Origin of the sequence: Streptomyces chilikensis (assembly GCF_001642695.1) — a bacterium.
In the GTDB taxonomy this organism is placed as follows: domain Bacteria; phylum Actinomycetota; class Actinomycetes; order Streptomycetales; family Streptomycetaceae; genus Streptomyces; species Streptomyces chilikensis.
Window position 1 is genome coordinate 2,914,270 of sequence record NZ_LWCC02000005.1, and the last position, 21,811, is coordinate 2,936,080.

Genomic DNA, 21,811 nt, shown 5'->3' on the forward strand with positions numbered 1-21,811 from the left:
GCACCCTCACCCCGATGCCCCACCGCCCCCCGGCCCACCTGGCGTACCTCGCCGCCGGCGCCGGCGCCGACCGTCCCCGGCCGGAGGCACGGACGGACACGCGGGCACCCGCACCCGCACCCGCCCAGGACCCCGGGGGCCCGAGGACGTGACCGTCACCCCCACCCGGACGCGCACGGCGGCGCGGGGCTCCACGGCCCTGCGCCGCTTCCGCCCGTGGTACCCCTCCCCCTACCTGCTGGTGGGCGGTCTCGCCTGGCTGGCGCTCACCCTCGCCTCCTGGCGCGTCCCGATGTGCTGCGACTTCGGCCAGCACGCCGCCGTGGTGGAGCGGCTGCGCGAGTCCCTGCTGCACCCCCGCCACCCGCTGGCCGACCTGCCGGGCGAGGGCAGCCCGTACTACTCCCCCTACGCCCTCGCCCAGGGCCTCTTCGCCCGCCTCACCGGCCTGAACGGCATCGCGACGGTCCGCCTGGCCACCCCGTTCCACCTCGCCGTCCTCCTCACCGGCCTGGGCCGCCTGGTCCGCGCCCTCACCCCGCGCCCGTGGGCGCCGGTGTGGGCGCTCGCCGCGGTCACCCTCCTCTGGGGCACCGAACGCGCCTGGTGGAGCGGGTTCCTCAACCTCGTCTCGATGACGGGGAACCTCGGCTACCCCTCCGCCCTCGCCCTCGGCCTCACCCTGTGGGCCTGGGCCCTCACCGCCGACCGGGCCCTCACCGCCGACCGGGTCCGCGCCGCCGACGGCCGGGGCGCCCGCCCGGTCCGCTTCGTCGGCCCGGGCGGCCTGCCCGGCCTTCCCGGCCACGCCGCGCTCGGCGTCCTGTACGGGCTGGTCCTGCTCATCCACCCCGTCACCTTCGTGGCCGCCGCGCTCGGCGCCGTGGCCTTCGCCGCCGCGCCCGGCCGCCCGCGCCCCGCGCTGCTCGCGCGCTGGGCCCTCACCGCGGCCACCGCGCTCGCCGTCACCCTCGCCTGGCCGTACTGCGACGTGCTCGCCCTGGCCGGGGACACCGGCCTCGACGTGATGCACCGCCAGCTCTACGACCGCCTCCCGCAGCGCTGCTGGCTGGCCGTCGTCCTCGGGCTCCCCGCACTGTGCGTCCGCGCCCGCCGGGCCGGCCGCCCCTGGCGCGACCCGCTGGTCCTGCTGTTCGCCCTGGACTGCGCGGCCCTCGCGTACGGCTGGTTCAGCGGTCGCTGGACCTACGCCCGCCTCCTCGGCCCGGCCCTGCTCCCCCTCCAGCTGGCCCTGGCCGTGGAACTGGCCGCGCCCCGCCCGTGGTCCCGCCGGCGCCGGGCCCTGGGCGTGGCGGCGGCGGCCGGCGCGGCGTGCGCGCTGCTCACCGTGCACGCGGCCGCCCTGGTCCCCTCGGACCGCTTCGGCCGGCTGCCGCACTGGCCGTCGTACGACTGGGCCGCCCGGCACATCGGCCGCGGCGAACCGGTCCTCGCCGACGGCTACTTCGCGCCCCGCCTGCTCCCCGGTCACGGCGCCGACCTGGTCGCGCCGCCCTGGCCGGACCCGCTGCTGGGCGAGGCGGAGCGGGGACGGCGGCTGGCGGCCACCGCCCGCTACCTGGACCCGGCCACCGGACGCGCGGGCCGGGAGGCGATCGCCCGCCGGTACCGGGTCCGCTGGCTGCTGCTGACCCGCTGGAAGAGGACGCCCGAGGAGGCCGTGGTGGTGGCGTGGAGCCGGGAGACGGGCGAGGTGCTCGCCCGGGTCGGGCGGGCCGGGCCGTGACCTCCACGCCGCGCGTCCGCGCCGCCGCGGCCGTGGCCGCCCTGACCGCCGGATGGCTGCTCACCCGCGCCGCCATGGTCTGGCTGCTGGCCCACGACCACCTGCCGTGGCTGGGCTCGGGCAGCGTCTCGCACGAGCTCGACCGGCTGTACACCCGCTGGCGCGAGACCCTGGACCGGGGCGCCTACCCGGCCGGGGACCCGCTCTGGCAGTACCCGCCCGGCGCCGGCCCCGCCCTGCTGCTGCCCGGTCTGCTGCTGCCCCGGCTGCCCTACCCGTGGGCGTTCACCGCCGTCACCCTGGCCGCCGACGCCGCCGTCACGGCCGCCCTCGTGCGCACCGGCCTCTCCCGCGGGACGGCGCCCGCAGCCCCGGGCGACGGCCGCGGCCCGCTCGGCGCGCTGCTGTGGACCGCCGGCCTCCCCCTGCTGCTCCACCTGCCGCTGGCCCGGTTCGACGTGCAGGTCACCGCCCTCGCCGTGTTCGCCCTGCTCGCCGTGGACCGCCTGCCCCGTCTCGGCGGCGCGCTGGCCGCGCTCGGGGCGCTCGCCAAGGCGTGGCCGGTGCTCACCCTGATCGGCGCGGAGCCGGGACGGGCCACCCGCCGCGCCTGGACGTCCGCCGCGCTCACCGCCGTCACCCTGCTCGCCCTGCTGGCCTCGCTCTTCACCGACACGCTGTCGTTCGTCCGGCAGCAGGGCGAGCGGGGCGTGCAGATCGAGTCGCTCGGCGGCACCCTGCTCTCCCTCGCCACCCACGCCGGCTGGCCGGGGCAGGTGCGCTACCGGTACGGCTCGATGGAACTGGTCGGGCCGGGGGCCGGCGCGGTGGCCGCCGCCTCGCTGGCGCTGACCCTCGCGGCCCTCGTCCTGATCGCCCTCTGGCGGCTGCGCGCGGTCCGCGCGGCCCTGCTCCACGGGCACTGGCCCCGGGCCGTGCGCCACGACGCCGCCCTGGCCGCCGTGCTCCTGCTGACCGTCACCAGCCGGGTGATCAGCCCGCAGTACATGATCTGGCTCCTCGGCGTGGCCGCCGTCTGCCTCACCCTGCGGAGCACCACCCAGCGGCCGGTGGCGCTGCTGGTCACGGCGGCGACGGCGCTCAGCGCGCTCGCCTATCCCGTCCTGTACGAGGAGGTCACGGCCCGCACCTGGACGGGCTGCCTGGTGATGGCCGTCCGCAACGGCCTGCTGGTGGCCGCCGCCGTCCTGTCGTGCGCGAGGGTCGCCCGGGTATCCGGCGCCGGCCGCGCCTCCCGCCCCTCCCCGGCTCCGGGCGGCGGGACGACCGCCCCCGCGTCACGGCCCGCACGGCGGCCGTCGGCGCCGACGGCGACCGGGACCCGCCCGGCCGCGCGCGACTGAGACCCGCCCGTCCCCCCGTTCCCATACCTCCCCGGGCCGTCCCCCGCCCTGTGCGGACCGGCAAAGTTCCACCCCCTGTTTTGTACACATACGGCTCATGACGGCCCCCTCACACCGGGATATAGCCTTGTGCCGTGATCAGCGCGATAGCCGGCGTGGGCGTTCCAGCCCTCGCGACGCGCCCGGAGCACCCGGTGGACACCCGGGACCGGGCGCCGCTCGCCGACATCTCCGGGGGGACGGCGAGGGGGGCCGCGACATCGCAGTCGCGCATGGCCGGAATCCCCGCGCGCTTCTCCTCTCCAGGCATAGCGTCGGAACGAACCGGACACCCGGCGTCGAGACGTGCTGCCGGAAGCATCACGGCCACACCGGCCGACTTCCCTTCAACGTCACGCAACGGCGCGCGACAGGAGCCAGAGAACAATGCAGACCAAGCTGGACGAAGCCAAGGCCGAGCTGCTCGAGAGGGCCGCCCGGGTAGCTGAGAACAGCCCGGCCGGAGGACGCCTTCCGGCGGGGGCGACGGACGACGGCGGGAGGAGCCCGGACCGGGCCGCCGTGCTCTCGTTCCTCCAGCGCTACTACCTGCACACGGCGCCCGAGGACCTCACCGACCGCGACCCGGTCGACGTCCTGGGGACGGCCTACTCCCACTACCGTCTGGCCGGCAACCGGCCGCAGGGCACGGCCGCGGTGCGCGTGCACACCCCCACCGTCGAGGAGAACGGCTGGACCAGCAGCCACTCCGTGGTGGAGGTCGTCACCGACGACATGCCGTTCCTGGTCGACTCGGTGACCAACGAGCTCTCCCGCCAGGGCCGCGGCATCCACCTCGTGGTCCACCCGCAGTTCGTGGTGCGCCGCGACCTGACCGGCAAGCTCCTGGAGGTGCTCGACACCCCCGCCCCCGGCGACGCCTCGGACCTGCCGCACGACGCGCACGTCGAGTCGTGGATCCACGTCGAGATGGACCGCGAGACCGACCGCGACGACCTCAAGCAGATCACCGCGGACCTGCAGCGCGTCCTGTCCGACGTCCGCGAGGCCGTCGAGGACTGGGAGAAGATGCGCGACGCCGCCGTCCGCATCGCCGACGAGCTGCCCTTCGAGCCGCTCGCCTCCGACCTGCCGCAGGAGGAGGTCGACGAGGCCTGCGAGCTGCTGCGCTGGCTGGCCGCCGACGCCTTCACCTTCCTCGGCTACCGCGAGTACCGCCTGGTCGACGACGACACCCTGGCCGCCGTCCCCGGCACCGGCCTCGGCATCCTGCGCTCCGACCCGCACCAGACCCCCGACGCCGACGGCAACCTCCCGGACGACCGCGGCGACGACCCGTCCGGCCCGTCCTTCGAGCGGTTGCCCGCCGACGCCCGCGCCAAGGCCCGCGAGCACCGGCTGCTCGTGCTCACCAAGGCCAACAGCCGCGCCACCGTGCACCGGCCCAGCTACCTGGACTACATCGGCGTCAAGAAGTTCGACGAGAACGGCGAGGTCATCGGCGAGCGCCGCTTCCTCGGCCTGTTCTCCTCCGCCGCCTACACCGAGTCCGTGCGCCGCGTCCCGGTGATCCGCCGCAAGGTCGCCGAGGTGCTGGCCGCCACCGGCTTCTCCGCCAACAGCCACGGCGGGCGCGACCTGCTCCAGATCATGGAGACCTACCCGCGCGACGAGCTCTTCCAGACGCCCGCCGACGAGCTGCGCTCCATCGTCACCTCCGTGCTCTACCTCCAGGAACGCCGCCGGCTGCGGCTGTACCTGCGGCAGGACGAGTACGGCCGCTACTACTCGGCGCTGGTCTACCTCCCCCGCGACCGCTACACCACCGCCGTCCGGCTGCGGATCATCGACATCCTCAAGGAGGAACTCGGCGGCACCAGCGTCGACTTCACCGCCTGGAACACCGAGTCGATCCTCTCCCGGCTGCACTTCGTGGTCCGCGTGCCGCTCGGCACCGAGCTGCCGCACCTGTCCGACGCGGACAAGGAGCGCATCGAGAACCGGCTCGCCGAGGCCGCCCGCTCCTGGGCCGACGGCTTCGCCGAGGCGCTGCACGCCGAGTTCGGCGAGGAGCGCGCCGCCGAACTGCTGCGCCGCTACGGCAACGCCTTCCCCGAGGGCTACAAGGCCGACCACACGCCGCGCGCCGCCGTCTCCGACATCGCCCGGCTGGAGCACCTGGCCACCGCGGACGCCGAGGAGGAGTTCGCCCTCAGCCTCTACGAGCCGGTGGGCGCCGCCCCCGGTGAACGCCGCTTCAAGATCTACCGCCACGGCGCCCCGGTCTCCCTCTCCGCGGTCCTGCCGGTCCTCACCCGGCTCGGCGTCGAGGTCACCGACGAGCGCCCCTACGAGCTGCGCTGCCCCGAGGGCCACGAGGGCGTCACCGGCGCGTGGATCTACGACTTCGGCCTGCGGCTGCCGCGCACCGCGCTCACCGCGAACGGCGAGTTCCTCGGCGGCGACGACGCCCGCGAGCGGTTCCAGGACGCCTTCGCCGCGACCTGGACCGGCCGCGCCGAGAACGACGGCTTCAACTCGCTGGTGCTGAGCGCCGGTCTGACCTGGCGCGAGGCGATGATGCTGCGCGCCTACGCCAAGTACCTGCGCCAGGCCGGGTCGACGTTCTCGCAGGACTACATGGAGGACACCCTCCGCGACAACGTCCACACCACCCGCCTGCTGGTCTCCCTCTTCGAGGCGCGGCTGTCGCCGGAGCGGCAGAGCGCCGGGCTGGAGATCGTCGACGGCCTGCTGGAGGAGCTCGACGGCGCCCTGGACCAGGTGGCCTCGCTGGACGAGGACAGGATCCTGCGGTCCTTCCTGACGGTCGTCAAGGCGACCCTGCGGACCAACTTCTTCCAGCTGACCGACGACGGCCGGCCGCACGACTACGTGTCGATGAAGTTCGACCCGCAGGCCATCCCCGACCTGCCGGCGCCGCGCCCCGCCTACGAGATCTGGGTGTACTCGCCGCGCGTCGAGGGCGTCCACCTGCGGTTCGGCAAGGTCGCCCGCGGTGGCCTGCGCTGGTCGGACCGGCGTGAGGACTTCCGCACCGAGGTCCTCGGCCTGGTCAAGGCGCAGATGGTGAAGAACACCGTCATCGTGCCGGTCGGCGCCAAGGGCGGCTTCGTCGCCAAGCAGCTGCCCGACCCGTCGGTGGACCGCGACGCCTGGATGGCCGAGGGCGTCGCCTGCTACCGCACCTTCATCTCCGCTCTGCTCGACATCACCGACAACCTGGTCGGCGGCGAGGTCGTCCCGCCCGAGGGCGTGGTGCGGCACGACAGCGACGACACCTACCTGGTGGTCGCCGCCGACAAGGGCACCGCCACCTTCTCCGACATCGCCAACGAGGTCGCCCAGTCGTACGGCTTCTGGCTGGGCGACGCCTTCGCCTCCGGCGGCTCCGCCGGCTACGACCACAAGGGCATGGGCATCACCGCCCGCGGCGCCTGGGAGTCGGTCAAGCGCCACTTCCGCGAGCTGGGCGTGGACACCCAGACGCAGGACTTCACGGTCGTGGGCGTCGGCGACATGTCCGGCGACGTGTTCGGCAACGGCATGCTGCTCAGCGAGCACATCCGCCTGGTGGCCGCCTTCGACCACCGGCACATCTTCATCGACCCGGACCCGGACGCGGCCGTCTCCTACGCCGAGCGCCGCCGCCTGTTCGAACTGCCGCGCTCCTCGTGGGCCGACTACAACACCGAGCTGCTCTCCCCGGGCGGCGGCGTGTTCCCCCGCACCGCCAAGTCCGTCCCGCTCAACCAGCACATCCGCGAGGCCCTCGGCATCGACGCCGGCGTCACCAAGATGACCCCGGCCGAGCTGATGAAGGCGGTCCTGACCGCCCCCGTCGACCTGCTGTGGAACGGCGGCATCGGCACCTACGTCAAGGCCTCCGCCGAGTCCCACGCCGACGTCGGCGACAAGGCCAACGACGCCATCCGCGTCGACGGCCAGGACCTGCGGGTCAAGGTCGTCGGCGAGGGCGGCAACCTGGGCCTGACCCAGCTCGGCCGCATCGAGTACGCGCAGGCCGGCAACGGCGGCTCCGGCGGCAAGGTCAACACCGACGCCATCGACAACAGCGCCGGCGTGGACACCTCCGACCACGAGGTGAACATCAAGATCCTGCTCAACGGGCTCGTCTCGGCCGACGACATGACCGTCAAGCAGCGCAACAAGCTGCTCGCCGAGATGACCGACGAGGTCGGCCACCTGGTGCTGCGCAACAACTACGCGCAGAACACCGCGCTGGCCAACGCGGCCGTCCAGGCGCACGACATGCTGCCCTCCCAGCAGCGCTTCATGCGCCACCTGGTGCGCTCCGGCCGGCTGGACCGGGCCATCGAGTTCCTGCCCAACGACCGGCAGATCCGCGAGCGGCTCCAGCACGGGCAGGGCCTCACCGGCCCCGAGACCGCCGTGCTGATGGCCTACACGAAGATCACCGCGGCCGAGGAGCTGGTGACCACCGGCCTGCCGGACGACCCGTACCTGCGCCGCCTGCTGCACTGCTACTTCCCGGCGGCGCTGCGCGAGCGGTTCGAGGAGCAGATCGACAACCACCCGCTGCGCCGCGAGATCGTCACCACGATCCTGGTCAACGACACCGTCAACACCGGCGGCACCACCTTCCTGCACCGGCTGCGCGAGGAGACCGGGGCGTCGCTGGAGGAGGTGGTGCGGGCGCACACCGTGGCCCGGGAGATCTTCCACTGCGGGCGCGTCTGGGACGCCGTCGAGGCACTGGACAACCAGGTCGAAGCGGCCGTCCTCACCCGGATCCGGCTGCACTCGCGCCGCCTGGTCGAGCGCGCCACCCGCTGGCTGCTCAACAACCGGCCGCAGCCGCTGGCCATCGCCCAGACGGTCGAGTTCTTCGCCGAGGGCGTCGAGCAGGTCTGGAGCCACCTGCCCAAGCTGCTGCGCGGCGCCGACCAGGCCTGGTACCAGCACATCCACGACGAGCTGTCGGGCGCCGGCGTGCCGGAGGAACTGGCCACCCAGGTCGCCGGGTTCTCCTCCGCCTTCCCGACGCTGGACATCGTCTCGGTGGCCGACCGCACGGGCAAGGACGCGCTGGAGGTCGCCGAGGTGTACTACGACCTCGCCGACCGGCTGCGGATCACCCAGCTGATGGACCGCATCCTGGAACTGCCGCGCGCCGACCGGTGGCAGTCCATGGCCCGCGCCTCCATCCGCGAGGACCTGTACGCCGCGCACGCCGCCCTCACCGCGGAGATCCTCGCCGCCGGCGGGGACGCCGCCACCCCGGAGCAGCGGTTCGAGGCGTGGGAGCGGAACCACGCGGCGATCCTGAGCCGTGCCCGGACGACGCTGGACGAGATCCACTCCTCCGACGGCTTCGACCTGGCCAACCTCTCGGTGGCGATGCGCACCATGCGCACCCTGCTGCGCTCGTAGCGCGGCCCCCGGGCCCGGCCGCCGCCCCGCGCGGCGGCCGGGCCCCGGTTCGCGCGACCGGCCCGGTCCGGGCCACCGGGCGCAGCCCGAGGGTGCCGGGCGCACCGGCACCGGCACCGGCACCGGCCCTCGGACGCCCGGCCGGCGGCCGCGGTTACCGCGCGGCGAGCGGCTCCCGGCGCTGCACGGTGACCGTCCACCGCACGGCCTGCGGCGCCTCCACGACGGCGGTCCCGGCGCGCTCCGCGCCGTCGACGCCGAGCCGGTGCTCGTACGGGACCGCCTCGTCCTCCCGGCAGTCCTCGGAGAAGGAGGCCCCGACGCCCGGCAGCCGCACCTCGATCACCCCGTCCCCCCGGCAGGAGAGCGCGACGGCCAGGTCCTCGCCCGCCGGCCCCGCCGGATACTCCACGCGCCCGTTCCCCCGCCGGTCCAGGTCCACGTCCGCGTCCGACGCGGCGGTCCCCTCCCCCGCGTCCGGCTCCGCGGCCCGCGCGTCCGCGCCCGCGCTCTCCACGGCGGGCCGCGTCCTCACCTCGTGCGACGACGGCCCGGCGGAACACCCCGCCGGTCCCAGAACGGCCACCGCCACCGCCACCGCCACCGCACCCCACCGACCCCGCATGCCCCGCCCCCTGTTCCTCGACCGGCCCCGAGCGTAGGTCCCGCGGACCCGCGCCGTCCGCCCGTCCGCCGGGAACTGAGCGAAACGTGAGGTCCCAGAACGCCGGAGGGGGCGGCCCGGGGCGTGCGCCCCGGACCACCCCCTCCCCGCGGGCGGTCCGTCTACTTGCCCGTGAACTTCTCGTACTCGCGCATGACGTCCTCGGTCGGGCCGTCCATCCGCAGCTCGCCCCGCTCCAGCCACAGCACCCGGTCGCAGGTGTCCCGGATCGACCGGTTGTTGTGGCTGACCAGGAACACCGTGCCGGCCTGCTTCCGCAGCTCGCGGATCCGCGCCTCGGACCGCTTCTGGAACTTCTTGTCGCCCGTGGCCAGCGCCTCGTCGATCAGCAGCACGTCGTGGTCCTTGGCCGCGGCGATCGAGAACCGCAGCCGCGCCGACATGCCGGAGGAGTACGTCCGCATCGGCAGGGTGATGAAGTCGCCCTTCTCGTTGATCCCCGAGAAGTCCACGATCGACTGGTACCGCTCGCGGACCTGCTCCCGCGACATCCCCATGGCGAGCCCGCCGAGGTGGACGTTCCGCTCCCCGGTGAGGTCCTTCATCAGCGCCGCGTTGACGCCCAGCAGCGACGGCTGGCCGTCGGTGAAGATCCGCCCGTTCTCCACCGGCAGCAGCCCCGCCACCGCCTTCAGCAGCGTCGACTTGCCGGACCCGTTGGTGCCGATCAGCCCGATCGCCTCACCGCGGTGCGCCACGAACGTCACGTTCCTCACGGCGTGCACCCGCCGCACGCCGGAGGCGCGCTCCACCTTCTCCTTGCGCCGCACGATCCGGCTCAGCGCGGCCGTCGCCGCGCCGCGCCCGCCACCGGCGCCGTTGACCTTGTAGACGATGTCCACGTGGTCGACGACGACGGTGGGGACCGCCTCGCCGGCGCGGTCGGCGCCGACGGCGTTCATCCGGTGTTCAGCCACGGCCGTAGGTCTCCTCAGCCTTCCAGAAGAAAACGAATCCCCCGAGCCCGGCGAGCAGCGCCCACCCGGCGGCGATCAGCCACACGTGGTCCGGCAGCTGGCTCGCGGTGTAGCTGTCGATCAGCGCGAACCGCATCAGGTCGATGTAGACCGCCGCCGGGTTCCACTGCAGGACGTTGAAGACCCAGCCCGGCAGGTCGGTGCGCTGCGCCACCTGCGTCAGGCTGAACATCACGCCCGAGGCGTACATCCACGTCCGCAGCACGAACGGCATCAGCTGCGCCAGGTCCGGGGTGTGGGCGCCGAGCCGGGCCAGCACCATCGCCAGGCCGGCGTTGAAGACGAACTGCAGGGTCAGCGCCGGCACCACCAGCAGCCAGGACCAGGCCACCGGCACGCCGAAGACCAGCAGGATCACGACCAGCGCCGCCATCGAGAACAGCAGCTGCTGGAGCTGCTGGAGGCAGTACGAGATGGGCAGCGCGGCCCGCGGGAAGTGCAGCGCGCGGACCAGGCCGACGTTGCCCGCGATGGACCGGGTGCCGGTCATCAGCGAGGTCTGGGTGAACGTCCACACGAAGACGCCGGTGACCAGGAACGGCACGAAGTCCGGCACGCCCTGGGAGGTGCCCATCAGGACGCCGAAGATGAAGAAGTACACCGCGGCGTTCAGCACCGGCGTGAGCACCTGCCAGAGCTGGCCCAGCTTGGCCTGGCTGTACTGGGCGGTGAGCTTGGCGGTGGCGAAGGCGGTGATGAAGTGCCGTCGCGCCCAGAGCTGCCGGACGTAGCCGGCCAGGCCGGGGCGCGCCCCGCTGACCGTGAGGCCGTGCCGGGCGGCCAGCGCGGACAGGTCCCCGTGGTCGGGGACCGCCGGGCCGGCGGCGTGCGGTGCGTCGAGAACCTGACTCACATCCGCGGCCTTTCTTCGAGTGGGAAAGGTCGTCGACGCCGATGACGGCGCCGTTACGACGGAACGGGACCGTATCGTCCGTCCCACCGGAGCCTAGGCGGGGGCACGCCGGAACGCAACCGTCCCGTCGTAACGCGCCCGTTCGCCCTATGCTGGTCGGCATGACTGACGCCGAAGCCGCAGCCGGAGCAGCACCTGCCGCCGCCGAGGGCGCCGACGGCCCCGGCGGCGCCGGGAGCGGACCCGCCACGCGTCGGCGCCGGGCCCCGGCGGGGGCGGCGGTGCTCCGCGAGGACGTGACGGAGGCCATCCGCGCGGCCGTGCTGGAGGAACTGGCGGCGGTGGGATACGCGCGGACCTCGATCGAGGGGGTGGCGCGGCGGGCCGGCGTCGGCAAGACCGCGGTCTACCGGCGGTGGCGCGGCAAGCTGCACCTGGTGCTGGACGTCGTGTCCGCGCTGGCCGTGGAGGGGCTGCCGGCACCGGACACCGGGTCGCTGGAGACGGACCTGCGGCTGCTGTACGAGTTCACCTCGCGCGCCCTGCGGCACCCCGTGGCCTCGCAGATCATCCCTGACCTGCAGGCGGAGGCCGCCCGCAACCCGGAGATCGACGAGGCGCTCCGCAAGGCGGTGCGGTCGGGGCAGGAGAGCGTGGCGCTGCGGATCGTCGCGGCGGCGGTGGAACGCGGCGAGCTCCGGCGCGGACTCGACGAGGACATCGCCCTCGACCTCGTCACCGGGCCCCTCTACTGGCGCACCGTCATCCTCCGCCAGCCCCGCCTCCCCAAGACCCACCTCCCCACCCTCACCCGAGCCACCGCGGCCGCCCTCAAATCCCTCTGACCGCCCCACCGGGCCCACCCCGCGCCGCCCGGCCCTGCGGGCGGCCGGGCCGCCCGGGGGGGCGGCACGGGCGGGCGCAGGCGGAACGGACCGGCCGCGCCCAGGGCCGGGTCCGGCCGGAGCCGGGAGCTCCGGCCGGGCCTGGCCCCCGTGAGGGGCCGGGGCCGCGTCAGGGCCCCGCCTCGACCGCCACGCACCGCCACCGCCGGTCGTCCCCCCGCTCCAGCCGGAAGGCCAGCGCCCGCACCCTGTCCCCCGCCCCCACCCGCACGAACACCTCGAGCGCCCCCGCCCGGGCGACGTAGTACCCGATGTCCCGCACCACCGGCCGCACCCCGCCCCGCGTCCGCAGCACCCCCCGTTCCGCCAGCCGCGCCAGGTCGTCGTACGCCCGCCCCACCGTGTGCCGCAGCATCGAGTGCACCGGCAGCTGCCCGCTCAGCACCCCCACCAGCCGTTCCGCGAACACGTCGGTCGGCCGCGCCGACGGCGGCACCACCCGCGCCCCCGCCCCGGCGGCACCCGGCCGCCGTGCGTCCCTCCGCCCCGGCGGCCTCCTCCGCGCGGCCGCCCCCGGCCGCTCCCCCGCTCCGCCCGACCCGCTCCGCACCCTCGTCATGACCTTGTTCACGCACACATCCCCGTTCCGCGAGAGAGACATACCGGCGAGTAACACCGCTGTGGATCTTGTAGAACCGCCCTCGCCGCCGGGCAAAGACCGACACGAGGCCCCCGCCCGCCCCCGCGGTTCACCTATCAGGCCCAATCCGCCCCGCCGGAGCCGCAACCGCACGGCCTCCGCGGGCCGCCCGGAGGAGCCGCCCCGCACCCGTCGCCGTCCCACCGCCGCCCCGAAAGGGGACCGCCCCCACGCGCCGCACGTATCCTGGGCTGACCCACCCGTCCCCGACCGAAAGCGGCGGCCCGCATGCGCGTCTACGTACCCCTGACCCTCCCCGGGCTCGCCGAGGCGTACCGGACGGGCGAGCTGGGCGGCGCCCGCGTCACCGCGTACGCGGTCACCCCCGCGCTGAGCGACTGGTACGAGTCCGAGGACTCGGAGGAGCTGGAGTACGCCGCCCTCGGCCTCGCCGCGTACGCCTCGCTGCGCCTGCTGGCCGCGGATCCGTCCGCCCCCCGCCGCCGGGTCGTCGTGGCGGTGGACGTGGCGGACCGCGCCGTGGACCTGTCCCCCGGGGAGATGGGCGAGACCCTCGTCCCCGGCCCCCTCCGGCTGGCCAGGGCGGCCGCCGTGCACGTCGACGCCGAGGACGCCGGACAGGACGTCACCGCCGCCGCGGCCGCCCTGGACGCCGCCGACAAGGACGACGTCGAGGCGCTGGACACCGTGGACCGGGCCGCCGACCACGACCTGCTGTGGTTCGCCACCCAGGAGGTCCCCGCCCTGATCGGCGGCGGTGCGGGCGGCGAGGACCGCCGGGACGGGGAAGGCGGCCCCGCGTGACCGCGACACCCGCCCCCCACCCGCCCGCCGGCTCCGGCTCCACCGTCCCGCGCCCGCACATCGTCTGGGACTGGAACGGCACCCTCTTCCACGACCTGGACGCCACCATCCGGGCGACCAACGCCGCCTTCGCCGAGGTCGGCCTGGAGCCCATCACCCTGGAGCAGTACCGCACGCTCTACCGCGTCCCGGTCCCCCGCTTCTACGAGCGGCTGATGGGCCGCATGCCGACGCAGCGCGAGTGGGAGGTGATGGACGGCCTGTTCCACCACCACTACAAGGCCCACCTCACCGCCTGCGACCTCACCGAGGGCGTCCGCGAACTGCTGCACGGCTGGCACGCGGCCGGCCGCAGCCAGTCCATCCTCAGCATGCACGGCCACGATGAACTGGTCCCGCTGGTCCGCGACTTCGGCATCGAGCCGCACTTCCTGCGGGTCGACGGCCGCGACGGGCCCTCCGGCGGCACCAAGGCCGAGCACATGGTCCGCCACCTCGCCGCCCTCGACGTCCACGGAGTGCGCCCCGGGGCCACCGTCGTCATCGGCGACGCCCTCGACGACGCCCTGGCCGCCCGCGACGCCGGGGCCCGCGCGGTGCTCTACACCGGCGGCTCGCACAGCCGGTCCAGCCTGGAGGAGGCCGGCGTCCCCGTGGTGGACACGCTCACCGAGGCCGTCTCCCTGGCGGAACGCCTCGCCGTGGACCTCGCGGACTTCTGACCCGCCGCACCGCCCCGCGCGCCCGCCACGGCCCCGGCGGTCCCGCCACGACGGCCGCCGGCCCCGGCTCCGCGGCCCGCGCGAACCGCCCCGCCCGAGGCGGCCGGTCCGGGCCCGGACCGGGCCCCGGCGCGCAGCAGCCGGAACGCGGTGTGGCGGCCGGAGGCGAGCAGCCGGTGCTGCGCGCCCAGGCTCCCGCCGGGCGGGCGGAACCCGGCGGGACGGTGGCGGCGGTACAGGCGGGCGGCGCGGCGGAAGAAGGCACGGCGGTCGGCGGCCGGCAGGCGGCGCGGGTCGGCGGCGGTCCGCAGGACCAGCGCGAACAGGTCGGCGAAGAGCGGCCCCCTCCGGGCGGCGGGCAGCCCGGCCGCGCGGCGCAGCAGTTCCTCGGCGCGGTCCAGCAGGTCCAGGTGGTGCGGTCCGGGCTCGTTGAGGCGGCTGCCCTGGCGGCGTACCCGGTGCTCGACGACGGTGCGGCGCAGCACGGCGACCCGGTCCGCGGCGAGGAGCGCGGCGGGGGTCCAGGAGAGGTCGGTGTACCAGCCGTCCGCGAAGGCCAGGCGGTGGGCGGTGAGGAAGCCGCGACGGCAGGCGGCGCTCCAGGCGGGGAGCCGCACGCCGGTGAGGTGGGGGACCTCGGCGGGGTGGAACGGCCGGTCGGGCGCGGACGGCTCCGGCGGCCGCGGGCCCGGCGGGGCGGGGCGGGCCGGGGTCCACCAGGGGACGCGTTCGTGGCCGAGGACCAGCACGTCGGGGTCGCCGGTGGCGGCGAGCCGGGCGGCGACCGCGGCCAGGGCGCCGGCGGTGAGGGCGTCGTCGCCGTCGAGGAGGAGCACGTAGTCGCCGCGGGCGGCGTCCAGCCCGGTGTTGCGGGCCGCGCCGAGTCCGGCGGCGGGCGGGGAGGTGACGGGGCGGATCCGCGGGTCCCGGCCGCGGCGGCCGGCGAGCACGTCGGCGGCGGGGGCGTCCGGGCCGTCCAGGACCGGGATCACCTCCAGGTCGGGGCAGGACTGGGCGAGGACGCTGTCCAGGGCGTCCGCCAGGCGGTGGGCGGTGCCGTGGGTGGGGATCACGACGGAGAACCGGGGCATGGTTCGCGCGCCTCCTGGTCTCGGATGGTTCCCGGGCGGCCCTTGCGGGCGGTTCACGGGCGGGCGTCTTCTCACGGTGGGTGCGCGGTGGGTGCGCGTGGGGGCGCCGCGGTCAGCGGCCGCGGTACGGCCCCGGCGGGCGGCCCGGCGGACGCCGGACGGGCGGGCGGGTCGGGGTCGGGCGTGACGTGGGCATCGGTGGCGCTCCCTCAGCGTTGTTCCGCCAGGCCGTACCCCGCGGTGGACCGCGCGGCGGGCAGCGCGGCCGGGCCGGGGACGTGCGCGGCGACGGGCGCGGCGGCGGGGACCGGGCGGCGGTCCGCGGGCGGCGTCACCGCCGGGAGCCCGGACCTCTCGCCGAGGACCACCCGCCGCACCACCCGTTCGGCGACCCGCCCGTCGTCGTGGGGGCAGTGGCGCTCGCGGAAGGCGGCGCGCAGGCCGGCGAGGGCGGGGCCGTCGCAGGCGCCGGTGGCCAGCAGCCGGGCCAGCGCCGGCTCGTCCTCGGCCACCGCGCCCGGCACCTCGACCGGGTACAGCCCGTGCACGGCGTCCAGGGCCGCGCGGTCCGGGCCCCAGGCGACCACCGGCCGGTCCAGCGCGGCGAAGTCGGCGATCAGCGGCGAGCAGTCGGTGAGCAGGACGTCCGCCGCCAGGCAGAGGACGGTCTGCGGCGCCGCGGTCGCGGAGACGTCGATCACCCGCCCGGCCGGGTAGGTCCCCGGATCGGGGACGGTGGTCAGCAGGACGAAGCCCTCGCCCAGCCGTCGCGCCAGTTCCTCCACGTCCAGCGACGGCGCCGGGGCGGACCGCCGCGCGGGGGCGTACAGCACCGCGGTGCGGCCGTGCGGGAGGCCCAGCAGCGCGCGTGCCCGGGCCACGTCCTCCGCGGTGGCCCGCTGGTAGGCGTCGGTGCGGGGGCGGCCGAACTCCAGGGTGGTGTACCGGCCGGGGAAGCCGCGCTCGTGGACCGCCGTGGTGTGCGCGTCGCCGGACAGGCACAGGTCCCAGCTGTCGGCGTCGGCGAGGACGGCGGGGACGTCGGGCCGTGCCGCGTCGAGCCCGGTGCGGGTGAGCGGGAGGCCGTCGCAGGTGCGCAGCAGGACCTGCCCCCGCCGGGGGCGCACCGGGGGGCCGAACCCGGTGTCGGTGACCAGGTAGCGGGCCCGGGCCAGCGCGGTCCACCAGGCGCGGCTGCCCGGGGTGAGGCGGAGGGTCTCCGGCGGCACCGTGTCGGCCAGCGCGCGCGGCGCGGCCCAGGCGGTGCGGGTCCGCGGCGCCCAGACGCGGAACGCGGTCTCCAGCGCCCCGGGGTCGCCGCCGTACGCCGCCGTGCCGCCCCCGGCGGTGAAGAGGGCCAGGTCCCGCGTCGGGAGCAGCCGCTGCGTGGCGAAGTGCAGGCGCAGCAGCAGCGCGCGGGCGGTGCGGGCGGCGGCGCGGGCCAGGCGGGCGGCCAGGCGGGAGGTGACGTGGACGAGGCGCAGGGCCCGCCAGAGCCGGGTGCTGCCACTGCGGATCACCAGGTGGCGGGCGCGCTCCCGCCAGGTGGCGGGGCGCCGGCCGGGCACGCGGCGCCGGAGGTACTGGGCGCGGGCGCGGCGCAGGAACTCCTGGTGGGCGCCGCGCGGCAGCCGGTCGCCGCGGTTGAGGACGGTGAAGAGGTGGTCCGTCATGCGGTGGAACAGCGGTCCCCGCCAGTGGGCCAGGCCGGGACGGGCGTCGAGGAAGGCGAAGACGCGGTCGTACTGGGCGAACACGTCGAAGTGCTGCAGTCCGGGGGTGCCGAGGATGTTGCCGAGACGGCGCTGCCGGTAGTGGAGGCAGACCCGGTCGAGGGTGGCCAGCGACCCGGCGGCGAGCAGGGCCGGGTAGGTGAACGGGGTGTCCTCGTAGCAGCCCTGCGGGAAGCGGAGGCCCTCCCGCTCCACGAAGGAGCGCCGGTAGGCCTTGTTCCAGACGACCATCAGCAGGTCCAGGAGCCCGGGCCGGTCGTCCAGCCGGAAGGGGACGGGGCCGTCCTCGCGCAGTTCGGCGGCGAGCCGGTTGCGGACGGTGGTGCCGTCCAGGTGGAGGCGGGCGTAGTCGTAGACCAGGACGTCCGGGTCGCCGGTGCGCTCCAGCCGTTCGGCGATCGCCCGCAGGGCGTGCGGGGTGAGGACGTCGTCGCCGTCGAGGAAGATCAGGTAGTCGCCGGTCGCCTGCCGCACGCCGGCGTTGCGGGCGGGCCCCAGGCCGGTGTTGCGGCCCAGGTGGACGGCGCGGACCCGGGGGTCGCGGGCGGCGAACTCGTCGATGACGGCCCCGCACCGGTCCGGGGACCCGTCGTCGACCGCGATCAGTTCCAGGTCCGCGTACGACTGCCCGAGCACCGACTCCAGGCAGGAGTGGAGGTAGGCCTGGACCTGGTACGCGGGCACGATGACACTGAACCTGGGCAACGGCACATCCAGGGGGTGACGAGGGCGGTCGGCCGGGGCGGAAACATCCGAAGGTGTGACATGGATACGCTCCGCCGCCCTGCCGAGCGGCCACGCCGCACGCGTGTCGGGGCGGCCCGTTGACCGGACCGCCCCTTCAGGTGAACGGATTCGCCCGCATGACGGACGCTTCCGATCGGGTGGCGCGCGTGATCGGCGCCCGCTGACCGCTACTTGACGGCGCCCGCCATCACGCCGCTGACGAACTGCCGCTGGAAGGCGAAGAAGACCGCCAGCGGGATCACCATGGAGAGGAACGCGCCGGGCGCCAGCACGTCGATGTTGTTGCCGAACTGCCGTACCTGGGTCTGCAGCGCGACCGTGATCGGCTGGCTGCCGGAGTCGGCGAAGACCAGCGCCACCAGCATGTCGTTCCACACCCACAGGAACTGGAAGATGCCGAGGCTCGCCACCGCCGGGCCGCCCAGCGGCAGCACCACGCGGGTGAACAGCCGCAGTTCGCCCGCCCCGTCCAGCCGGGCCGCCTCCAGCAGCTCACGCGGGATCTCCGCGAAGAAGTTCCGCAGCAGGAACACGGCGAACGGCAGGCCGAACCCGGTGTGGAACAGCACCACGCCCGCGATCGACCCGAACAGGCCGAGGTCGCCGAAGAGTTCGGCGATCGGCAGCAGCGCCACCTGGACCGGCACCACGATCAGGCCGACCACGCCCAGGAACCACCAGTCCCGCCCCGGGAACTCCATCCAGGCGAACGCGTATCCGGCGAGCGCCCCGATCACCACCACCAGCAGGGTGGCCGGCACGGTGATCAGCAGGGTGTTGACCAGCGAGCCGGTGATGTCGCCGTTGCCGAGCAGGTCGGCGTACGACTCGAAGGTCAGCCGCGAGGGCTCGGTGAGGACGGTCCACCAGCCGCTCTCCGCCATGTCCCGCGGCGAGCGCAGCGAGGAGAGCAGCAGGCCGACGGTGGGCATCAGCCAGAACAGGCCGACCACCACCAGGAACAGCCGCACCAGCGTGCCGCCCAGCCCGGAGACCAGCCGGGAGCCCAGGGGGGTCCTCCCACGCCGAGCGGCCGGCACGAGGGCCGTCGCCGCGGGGGTCGTTGCCGTCGACGTCATCGCTGTCGGCCCTCCTGCCTGATCCGCCGGACGTTGAACCACATCACCGGGACGACGAGGAGCAGCAGGAAGACCGAGATGGCGCTGGCGACCCCCGGCTGGTCCTCGGCGAAGCCCTTCCGGTAGAGCTCCAGGGCGAGCACGTTGGCGTCGTCCTGGGCCGAGCCCGGCGGGATGATGAAGACCAGGTCGAAGATCTTCAGCACGTTGATCATCAGGGTGACCAGCACCACGCCCAGCACGGGGGCGAGCAGCGGCACGGTGATCCGGCGGAACACCTGCCACTCGGTCGCCCCGTCGACCCGGGCGGCCTCCAGCAGCTCCCGCGGCACCCCGGCGAGGCCCGCGGCGATCAGCACCATCGCGAACCCGGCCCACATCCACACGTACGCCCCGATCACCGCGGGGGTGACCAGGGACGGGCCGAGCCACTCCAGCCCGTTGTACGGCTGGCGGAAGTTCTCGGCGGGCAGCCGCAGCAGCGCGCCGTCGGCCTCGGAGGAGAGGCTGAAGGAGCCGTCGGGGGCCGCGGTGGCGGTCTCCACCACCTTGCCGTCCTTGACCGCCTCGATCCGCATCCCCGGATAGCCGACCTCGGTGGCGTCGGGCTCGTTGAGCGTGCCGACGCCCTTGCCGCGGGTGAAGTCCTGCCAGGTCACCCCGGTGACCCGGTCCGGGTCCGCCTTCGCGGGGCGGGCCGGGGCGGCCCCCTCGGGCATCACGTCGGGCGCGACGCCCACCAGGGGGATCGACACCGGCGTGCCCGCCCGCACCGGGTCGGCGGTGACGAACGCGCCGCCGCCGGCCGCCTCCAGCGGCGAGTCGCGGCCCGGGTGCGCCTTGGGGAACGCGGAGGACTCCGCGAAGGTGTCGTGCACCCCGACCCAGACCGCGTTGGCGATGCCCTTGTCCGGGTCCTGGTCGTAGACCAGGCGGAAGATGATGCCCGCCGCCAGCATGGAGATCGCCATCGGCATGAAGACGACGAGTTTGAACGCCGTTCCCCAGCGCACCCGTTCGGTGAGCACCGCGAAGACCAGACCGAGCGCGGTGGCGACGGCCGGGGCGACCACGACCCAGATCAGGTTGTTGGTCAGCGCCGTCAGGATGCCGTCGTCGGTGAAGAGTTCGGCGTAGTTGTCGAAGCCGACGAACTCGTCGCCGGTGCGGTCGAAGAGGCTGCGCAGCAGCGAGTACCCGATGGGGTACAGCACCAGCGCGCCCAGCAGCACCAGGGCGGGCAGCAGGAACAGGAACGGCAGCGCGGACCTGCGTCCGCGGGACGCCCCGCCGCGCGGGGAACGCCGGCCGGGGGCGCCCCCGGCGGGCCGGGCCGCCGGGGTTCCCCCTTCTTCCTTCGTCACGGCCATCGGACCTCAGTCCCCGTAGGCCTTGGCCGCCTCGGCCTCCAGCTTCCTCTGGGCGCCCTCGACGTCCTTCGGGTTCTTCAGGAAGTCCTGGAGGATCTTCCACTCGCCCTTGCCGGGCGTGCCGCCGAACGCCTGCGGCGCCTGGTCGGACATGTCGAACCGGAAGTCGTCACCCGCCTCGATCAGCGCCTCGGCCATCTTCCGCTGCACGTCGTTCGGGTAGAGCGACGCGTCCACCGCCTTGTTCGGGGAGAGGTAGCCGCCCAGCCCCGCCTGGATGCCGGCGGCGTCCGGGGAGGCCAGGAAGGTGGCCAGGGCCTGCGCGGCCTTCGAGTCCTCCAGGATCACCGCGGCGTCGCCGCCGGAGACCACCGGCGCGGCGTCGCCGACCGCCGGGAACGGGAACACCTTGGCGTCGGTGCCGACCTCGGCGTCGGTCTCGCCGATGTTGACCTGCACGAAGTCGCCCTCGAAGACCATGCCGGCCTTGGGCTGGTCGCCGCCGGTGAAGGTCTGGGTCACCGAGGCCGGGAACTCCGTCTGCAGCGCGCCGTCGGCGCCGCCCGCCACGTAGTCGGCCTTGCCCCACACCTGGGCCAGCGTGGTCAGCGCGTCCTTGACCGAGGGGTCGGTCCAGGGGATCTCGTGCGCGGCGAGCTGGTCGTACTTCTCCGGGCCGGCCTGCGACAGGTAGACGTTCTCGAACCAGTCGGTGAGCGTCCAGCCGTCCGCGCCGCCGACCGAGAAGGGGGTGACGCCGGAGTCGTAGACGGTCTGCGCGGTCGTCAGCAGGTCGTCCCAGCTCTTGGGCTCGCTCGCCCCGGCGTTCTCGAAGACCCTGGCGTTGTACCAGATCAGGGACTTGTTGGCGGCCTTGTAGTAGACGCCGTACTGCTTGCCGTCGACGGTGCCGAGGTCCTGCCAGCCCTTGCTGTAGTTCTTGGCGAGCTGCGCCCGGGCCTCCTCGCCGAGGGGCTTGGCCCAGCCCTTCTCCACGGCCTGGTGGATCGCGCCCACCTGCGGCAGCATCGCCACGTCCGGCGGGGAGCCGCCGGCGATCTTGGAGCCGAGGAAGTTGATGATCGGGTCCTGGGCCGGGACGAAGGTGACCTTGGCGCCGGTCCGCTTCTCGAACTCGGCGAGGACCTTCTTGAAGTTCTCCTGCTCCGTACCCGTCCAGACGGCGGCGACCTCCAGGGTCTGCCCGTCCAGCTTCGGCAGCTTCACGGTCTGCTCGGCGGCGCCGGTGCCGCTGCCCCCGCCGGTCTTCTTCTTCCCGTCCCCGTCGCCGTCGCCGCCGCAGGCGGTGAGGGCGAGCGCGAGGGTGGTGGCCACCAGGGCGGTGGGGATCCGGGAAGTGGTCAGCGCCTTGCGTATGCGCATCGTTGCCCCGTTCTTCGTTCGTCCTTGAACGTGTCGGTGGACGCGTTTGCGCCAAGCGCATTCCCAAGGGCGGGTCGGTCTACGCCCGCCGCCGCCCGCGACGGACGCGGACCCCGGCGAAACCTCCCGATCGTTGTCCCGCCGTTACCTGTCCACCTTCGTGACGGACCGTCGTAACGGCGCGTCACGCGGATCCCGCGCCCCCGCGGCCGCCCGCCCGGCCACGGCGTACGCCCGGGGCGACCGCGTGCGGACGGCCGCCGCGTCCCCCGTGGCCGAGGCCGGCACGACCGGCCGCGGGGGCGCGGCGGCCG

At 74.8% G+C, this 21,811-nt stretch carries 15 protein-coding genes and 1 pseudogene; 7 read left to right on the top strand and 9 right to left on the bottom strand.

The window, feature by feature from the left end:
- Window positions 1-148: 148 nt before the first annotated feature.
- From A2U95_RS13050 to A2U95_RS13060, 3 genes are all read left to right on the top strand, one after another.
- Window positions 149-1,747 carry a hypothetical protein gene (locus tag A2U95_RS13050; protein WP_166022287.1) on the top strand — a complete coding sequence of 533 codons (1,599 nt, stop codon included), beginning with the start codon at window positions 149-151 and terminating at the stop codon, window positions 1,745-1,747.
- Complete coding sequence (locus A2U95_RS13055) at window positions 1,744-3,111, top strand: glycosyltransferase 87 family protein (RefSeq protein ID WP_420856990.1); 1,368 nt, start codon at window positions 1,744-1,746, stop codon at window positions 3,109-3,111. Before A2U95_RS13050 ends, A2U95_RS13055 begins: the two co-directional genes overlap by 4 nt.
- Before the next feature lie 426 nt (window positions 3,112-3,537).
- Window positions 3,538-8,547, top strand: a complete 5,010-nt coding sequence (locus A2U95_RS13060) for an NAD-glutamate dehydrogenase (RefSeq protein ID WP_166022288.1) — start codon at window positions 3,538-3,540, stop codon at window positions 8,545-8,547.
- A gap of 154 nt (window positions 8,548-8,701) precedes the next feature.
- Here A2U95_RS13060 and A2U95_RS13065 read toward each other — a convergent pair whose 3' ends face one another.
- From A2U95_RS13065 to A2U95_RS13075, 3 genes are all read right to left on the bottom strand, one after another.
- Complete coding sequence (locus A2U95_RS13065; protein WP_166022289.1) at window positions 8,702-9,064, bottom strand: hypothetical protein; 363 nt, start codon at window positions 9,062-9,064, stop codon at window positions 8,702-8,704.
- Between the two features lie 269 nt (window positions 9,065-9,333).
- On the bottom strand, window positions 9,334-10,134 hold the full coding sequence (locus tag A2U95_RS13070; protein ID WP_166025150.1) for an ABC transporter ATP-binding protein: 801 nt from the start codon (window positions 10,132-10,134) through the stop codon (window positions 9,334-9,336).
- Window positions 10,135-10,141: 7 nt separating this feature from the next.
- Window positions 10,142-11,062 (bottom strand): ABC transporter permease, encoded by a 921-nt coding sequence (locus A2U95_RS13075; protein WP_166022290.1) that lies wholly within the window; start codon window positions 11,060-11,062, stop codon window positions 10,142-10,144.
- 149 nt (window positions 11,063-11,211) lie between these two features.
- Between A2U95_RS13075 and A2U95_RS13080 the strand changes: the two genes are divergently transcribed.
- Window positions 11,212-11,907 (top strand): TetR/AcrR family transcriptional regulator, encoded by a 696-nt coding sequence (locus A2U95_RS13080; RefSeq protein ID WP_206282875.1) that lies wholly within the window; start codon window positions 11,212-11,214, stop codon window positions 11,905-11,907.
- A gap of 169 nt (window positions 11,908-12,076) precedes the next feature.
- Here A2U95_RS13080 and A2U95_RS13085 read toward each other — a convergent pair whose 3' ends face one another.
- Window positions 12,077-12,406 carry an Rv3235 family protein gene (locus tag A2U95_RS13085; protein ID WP_240957303.1) on the bottom strand — a complete coding sequence of 110 codons (330 nt, stop codon included), beginning with the start codon at window positions 12,404-12,406 and terminating at the stop codon, window positions 12,077-12,079.
- A 429-nt stretch (window positions 12,407-12,835) separates the two neighbouring features.
- Here A2U95_RS13085 and A2U95_RS13090 point away from each other — a divergent pair, with 429 nt between their 5' ends.
- Entirely contained in the window at window positions 12,836-13,372 is a 537-nt protein-coding gene (locus A2U95_RS13090; RefSeq protein ID WP_166022292.1) for a DUF6912 family protein, read from the top strand.
- Complete coding sequence (locus A2U95_RS32025) at window positions 13,369-14,094, top strand: HAD family hydrolase (protein ID WP_206282876.1); 726 nt, start codon at window positions 13,369-13,371, stop codon at window positions 14,092-14,094. The genes A2U95_RS13090 and A2U95_RS32025 overlap by 4 nt, the downstream gene beginning before the upstream one ends.
- 815 nt (window positions 14,095-14,909) lie before the next feature.
- Here A2U95_RS32025 and A2U95_RS33550 read toward each other — a convergent pair.
- The 5 genes and pseudogenes from A2U95_RS33550 to A2U95_RS13115 all read right to left on the bottom strand — a co-directional run.
- Window positions 14,910-15,185: pseudogene (locus A2U95_RS33550) on the bottom strand (glycosyltransferase family 2 protein); the annotation flags it as partial.
- A 209-nt stretch (window positions 15,186-15,394) separates the two neighbouring features.
- The gene (locus A2U95_RS13100) at window positions 15,395-17,623 is read right to left on the bottom strand and encodes a bifunctional glycosyltransferase/CDP-glycerol:glycerophosphate glycerophosphotransferase (protein ID WP_166022294.1); all 2,229 of its coding nucleotides are present in this window, start codon (window positions 17,621-17,623) and stop codon (window positions 15,395-15,397) included.
- Window positions 17,624-17,832: 209 nt separating this feature from the next.
- On the bottom strand, window positions 17,833-18,744 hold the full coding sequence (locus A2U95_RS13105; protein WP_166022295.1) for a carbohydrate ABC transporter permease: 912 nt from the start codon (window positions 18,742-18,744) through the stop codon (window positions 17,833-17,835).
- Complete coding sequence (locus tag A2U95_RS13110) at window positions 18,741-20,114, bottom strand: carbohydrate ABC transporter permease (RefSeq protein WP_166022296.1); 1,374 nt, start codon at window positions 20,112-20,114, stop codon at window positions 18,741-18,743. The genes A2U95_RS13105 and A2U95_RS13110 overlap by 4 nt, the downstream gene beginning before the upstream one ends.
- A 6-nt stretch (window positions 20,115-20,120) precedes the next feature.
- Entirely contained in the window at window positions 20,121-21,497 is a 1,377-nt protein-coding gene (locus tag A2U95_RS13115) for an ABC transporter substrate-binding protein (protein ID WP_166022297.1), read from the bottom strand.
- 133 nt (window positions 21,498-21,630) lie between these two features.
- Between A2U95_RS13115 and A2U95_RS32030 the strand changes: the two genes are divergently transcribed.
- Window positions 21,631-21,811 (top strand): hypothetical protein (locus tag A2U95_RS32030; RefSeq protein WP_206282877.1); only part of this gene is annotated, 181 nt, incomplete at its 3' end.

What these genes read in the sequence shown, in the direction of transcription:
- A2U95_RS13060 (WP_166022288.1), top strand. Translation starts at nt 3,538, where the DNA reads ATGCAGACCAAGCTGGACGAAGCCAAGGCCGAGCTGCTCGAGAGGGCC.
- A2U95_RS13070 (WP_166025150.1), bottom strand. Translation starts at nt 10,134, where the DNA reads ATGAACGCCGTCGGCGCCGACCGCGCCGGCGAGGCGGTCCCCACCGTC.
- A2U95_RS13080 (WP_206282875.1), top strand. Translation starts at nt 11,212, where the DNA reads ATGCTGGTCGGCATGACTGACGCCGAAGCCGCAGCCGGAGCAGCACCT.
- A2U95_RS13090 (WP_166022292.1), top strand. Translation starts at nt 12,836, where the DNA reads ATGCGCGTCTACGTACCCCTGACCCTCCCCGGGCTCGCCGAGGCGTAC.
- A2U95_RS13105 (WP_166022295.1), bottom strand. Translation starts at nt 18,744, where the DNA reads ATGACGTCGACGGCAACGACCCCCGCGGCGACGGCCCTCGTGCCGGCC.
- A2U95_RS13110 (WP_166022296.1), bottom strand. Translation starts at nt 20,114, where the DNA reads ATGGCCGTGACGAAGGAAGAAGGGGGAACCCCGGCGGCCCGGCCCGCC.
- A2U95_RS13115 (WP_166022297.1), bottom strand. Translation starts at nt 21,497, where the DNA reads ATGCGCATACGCAAGGCGCTGACCACTTCCCGGATCCCCACCGCCCTG.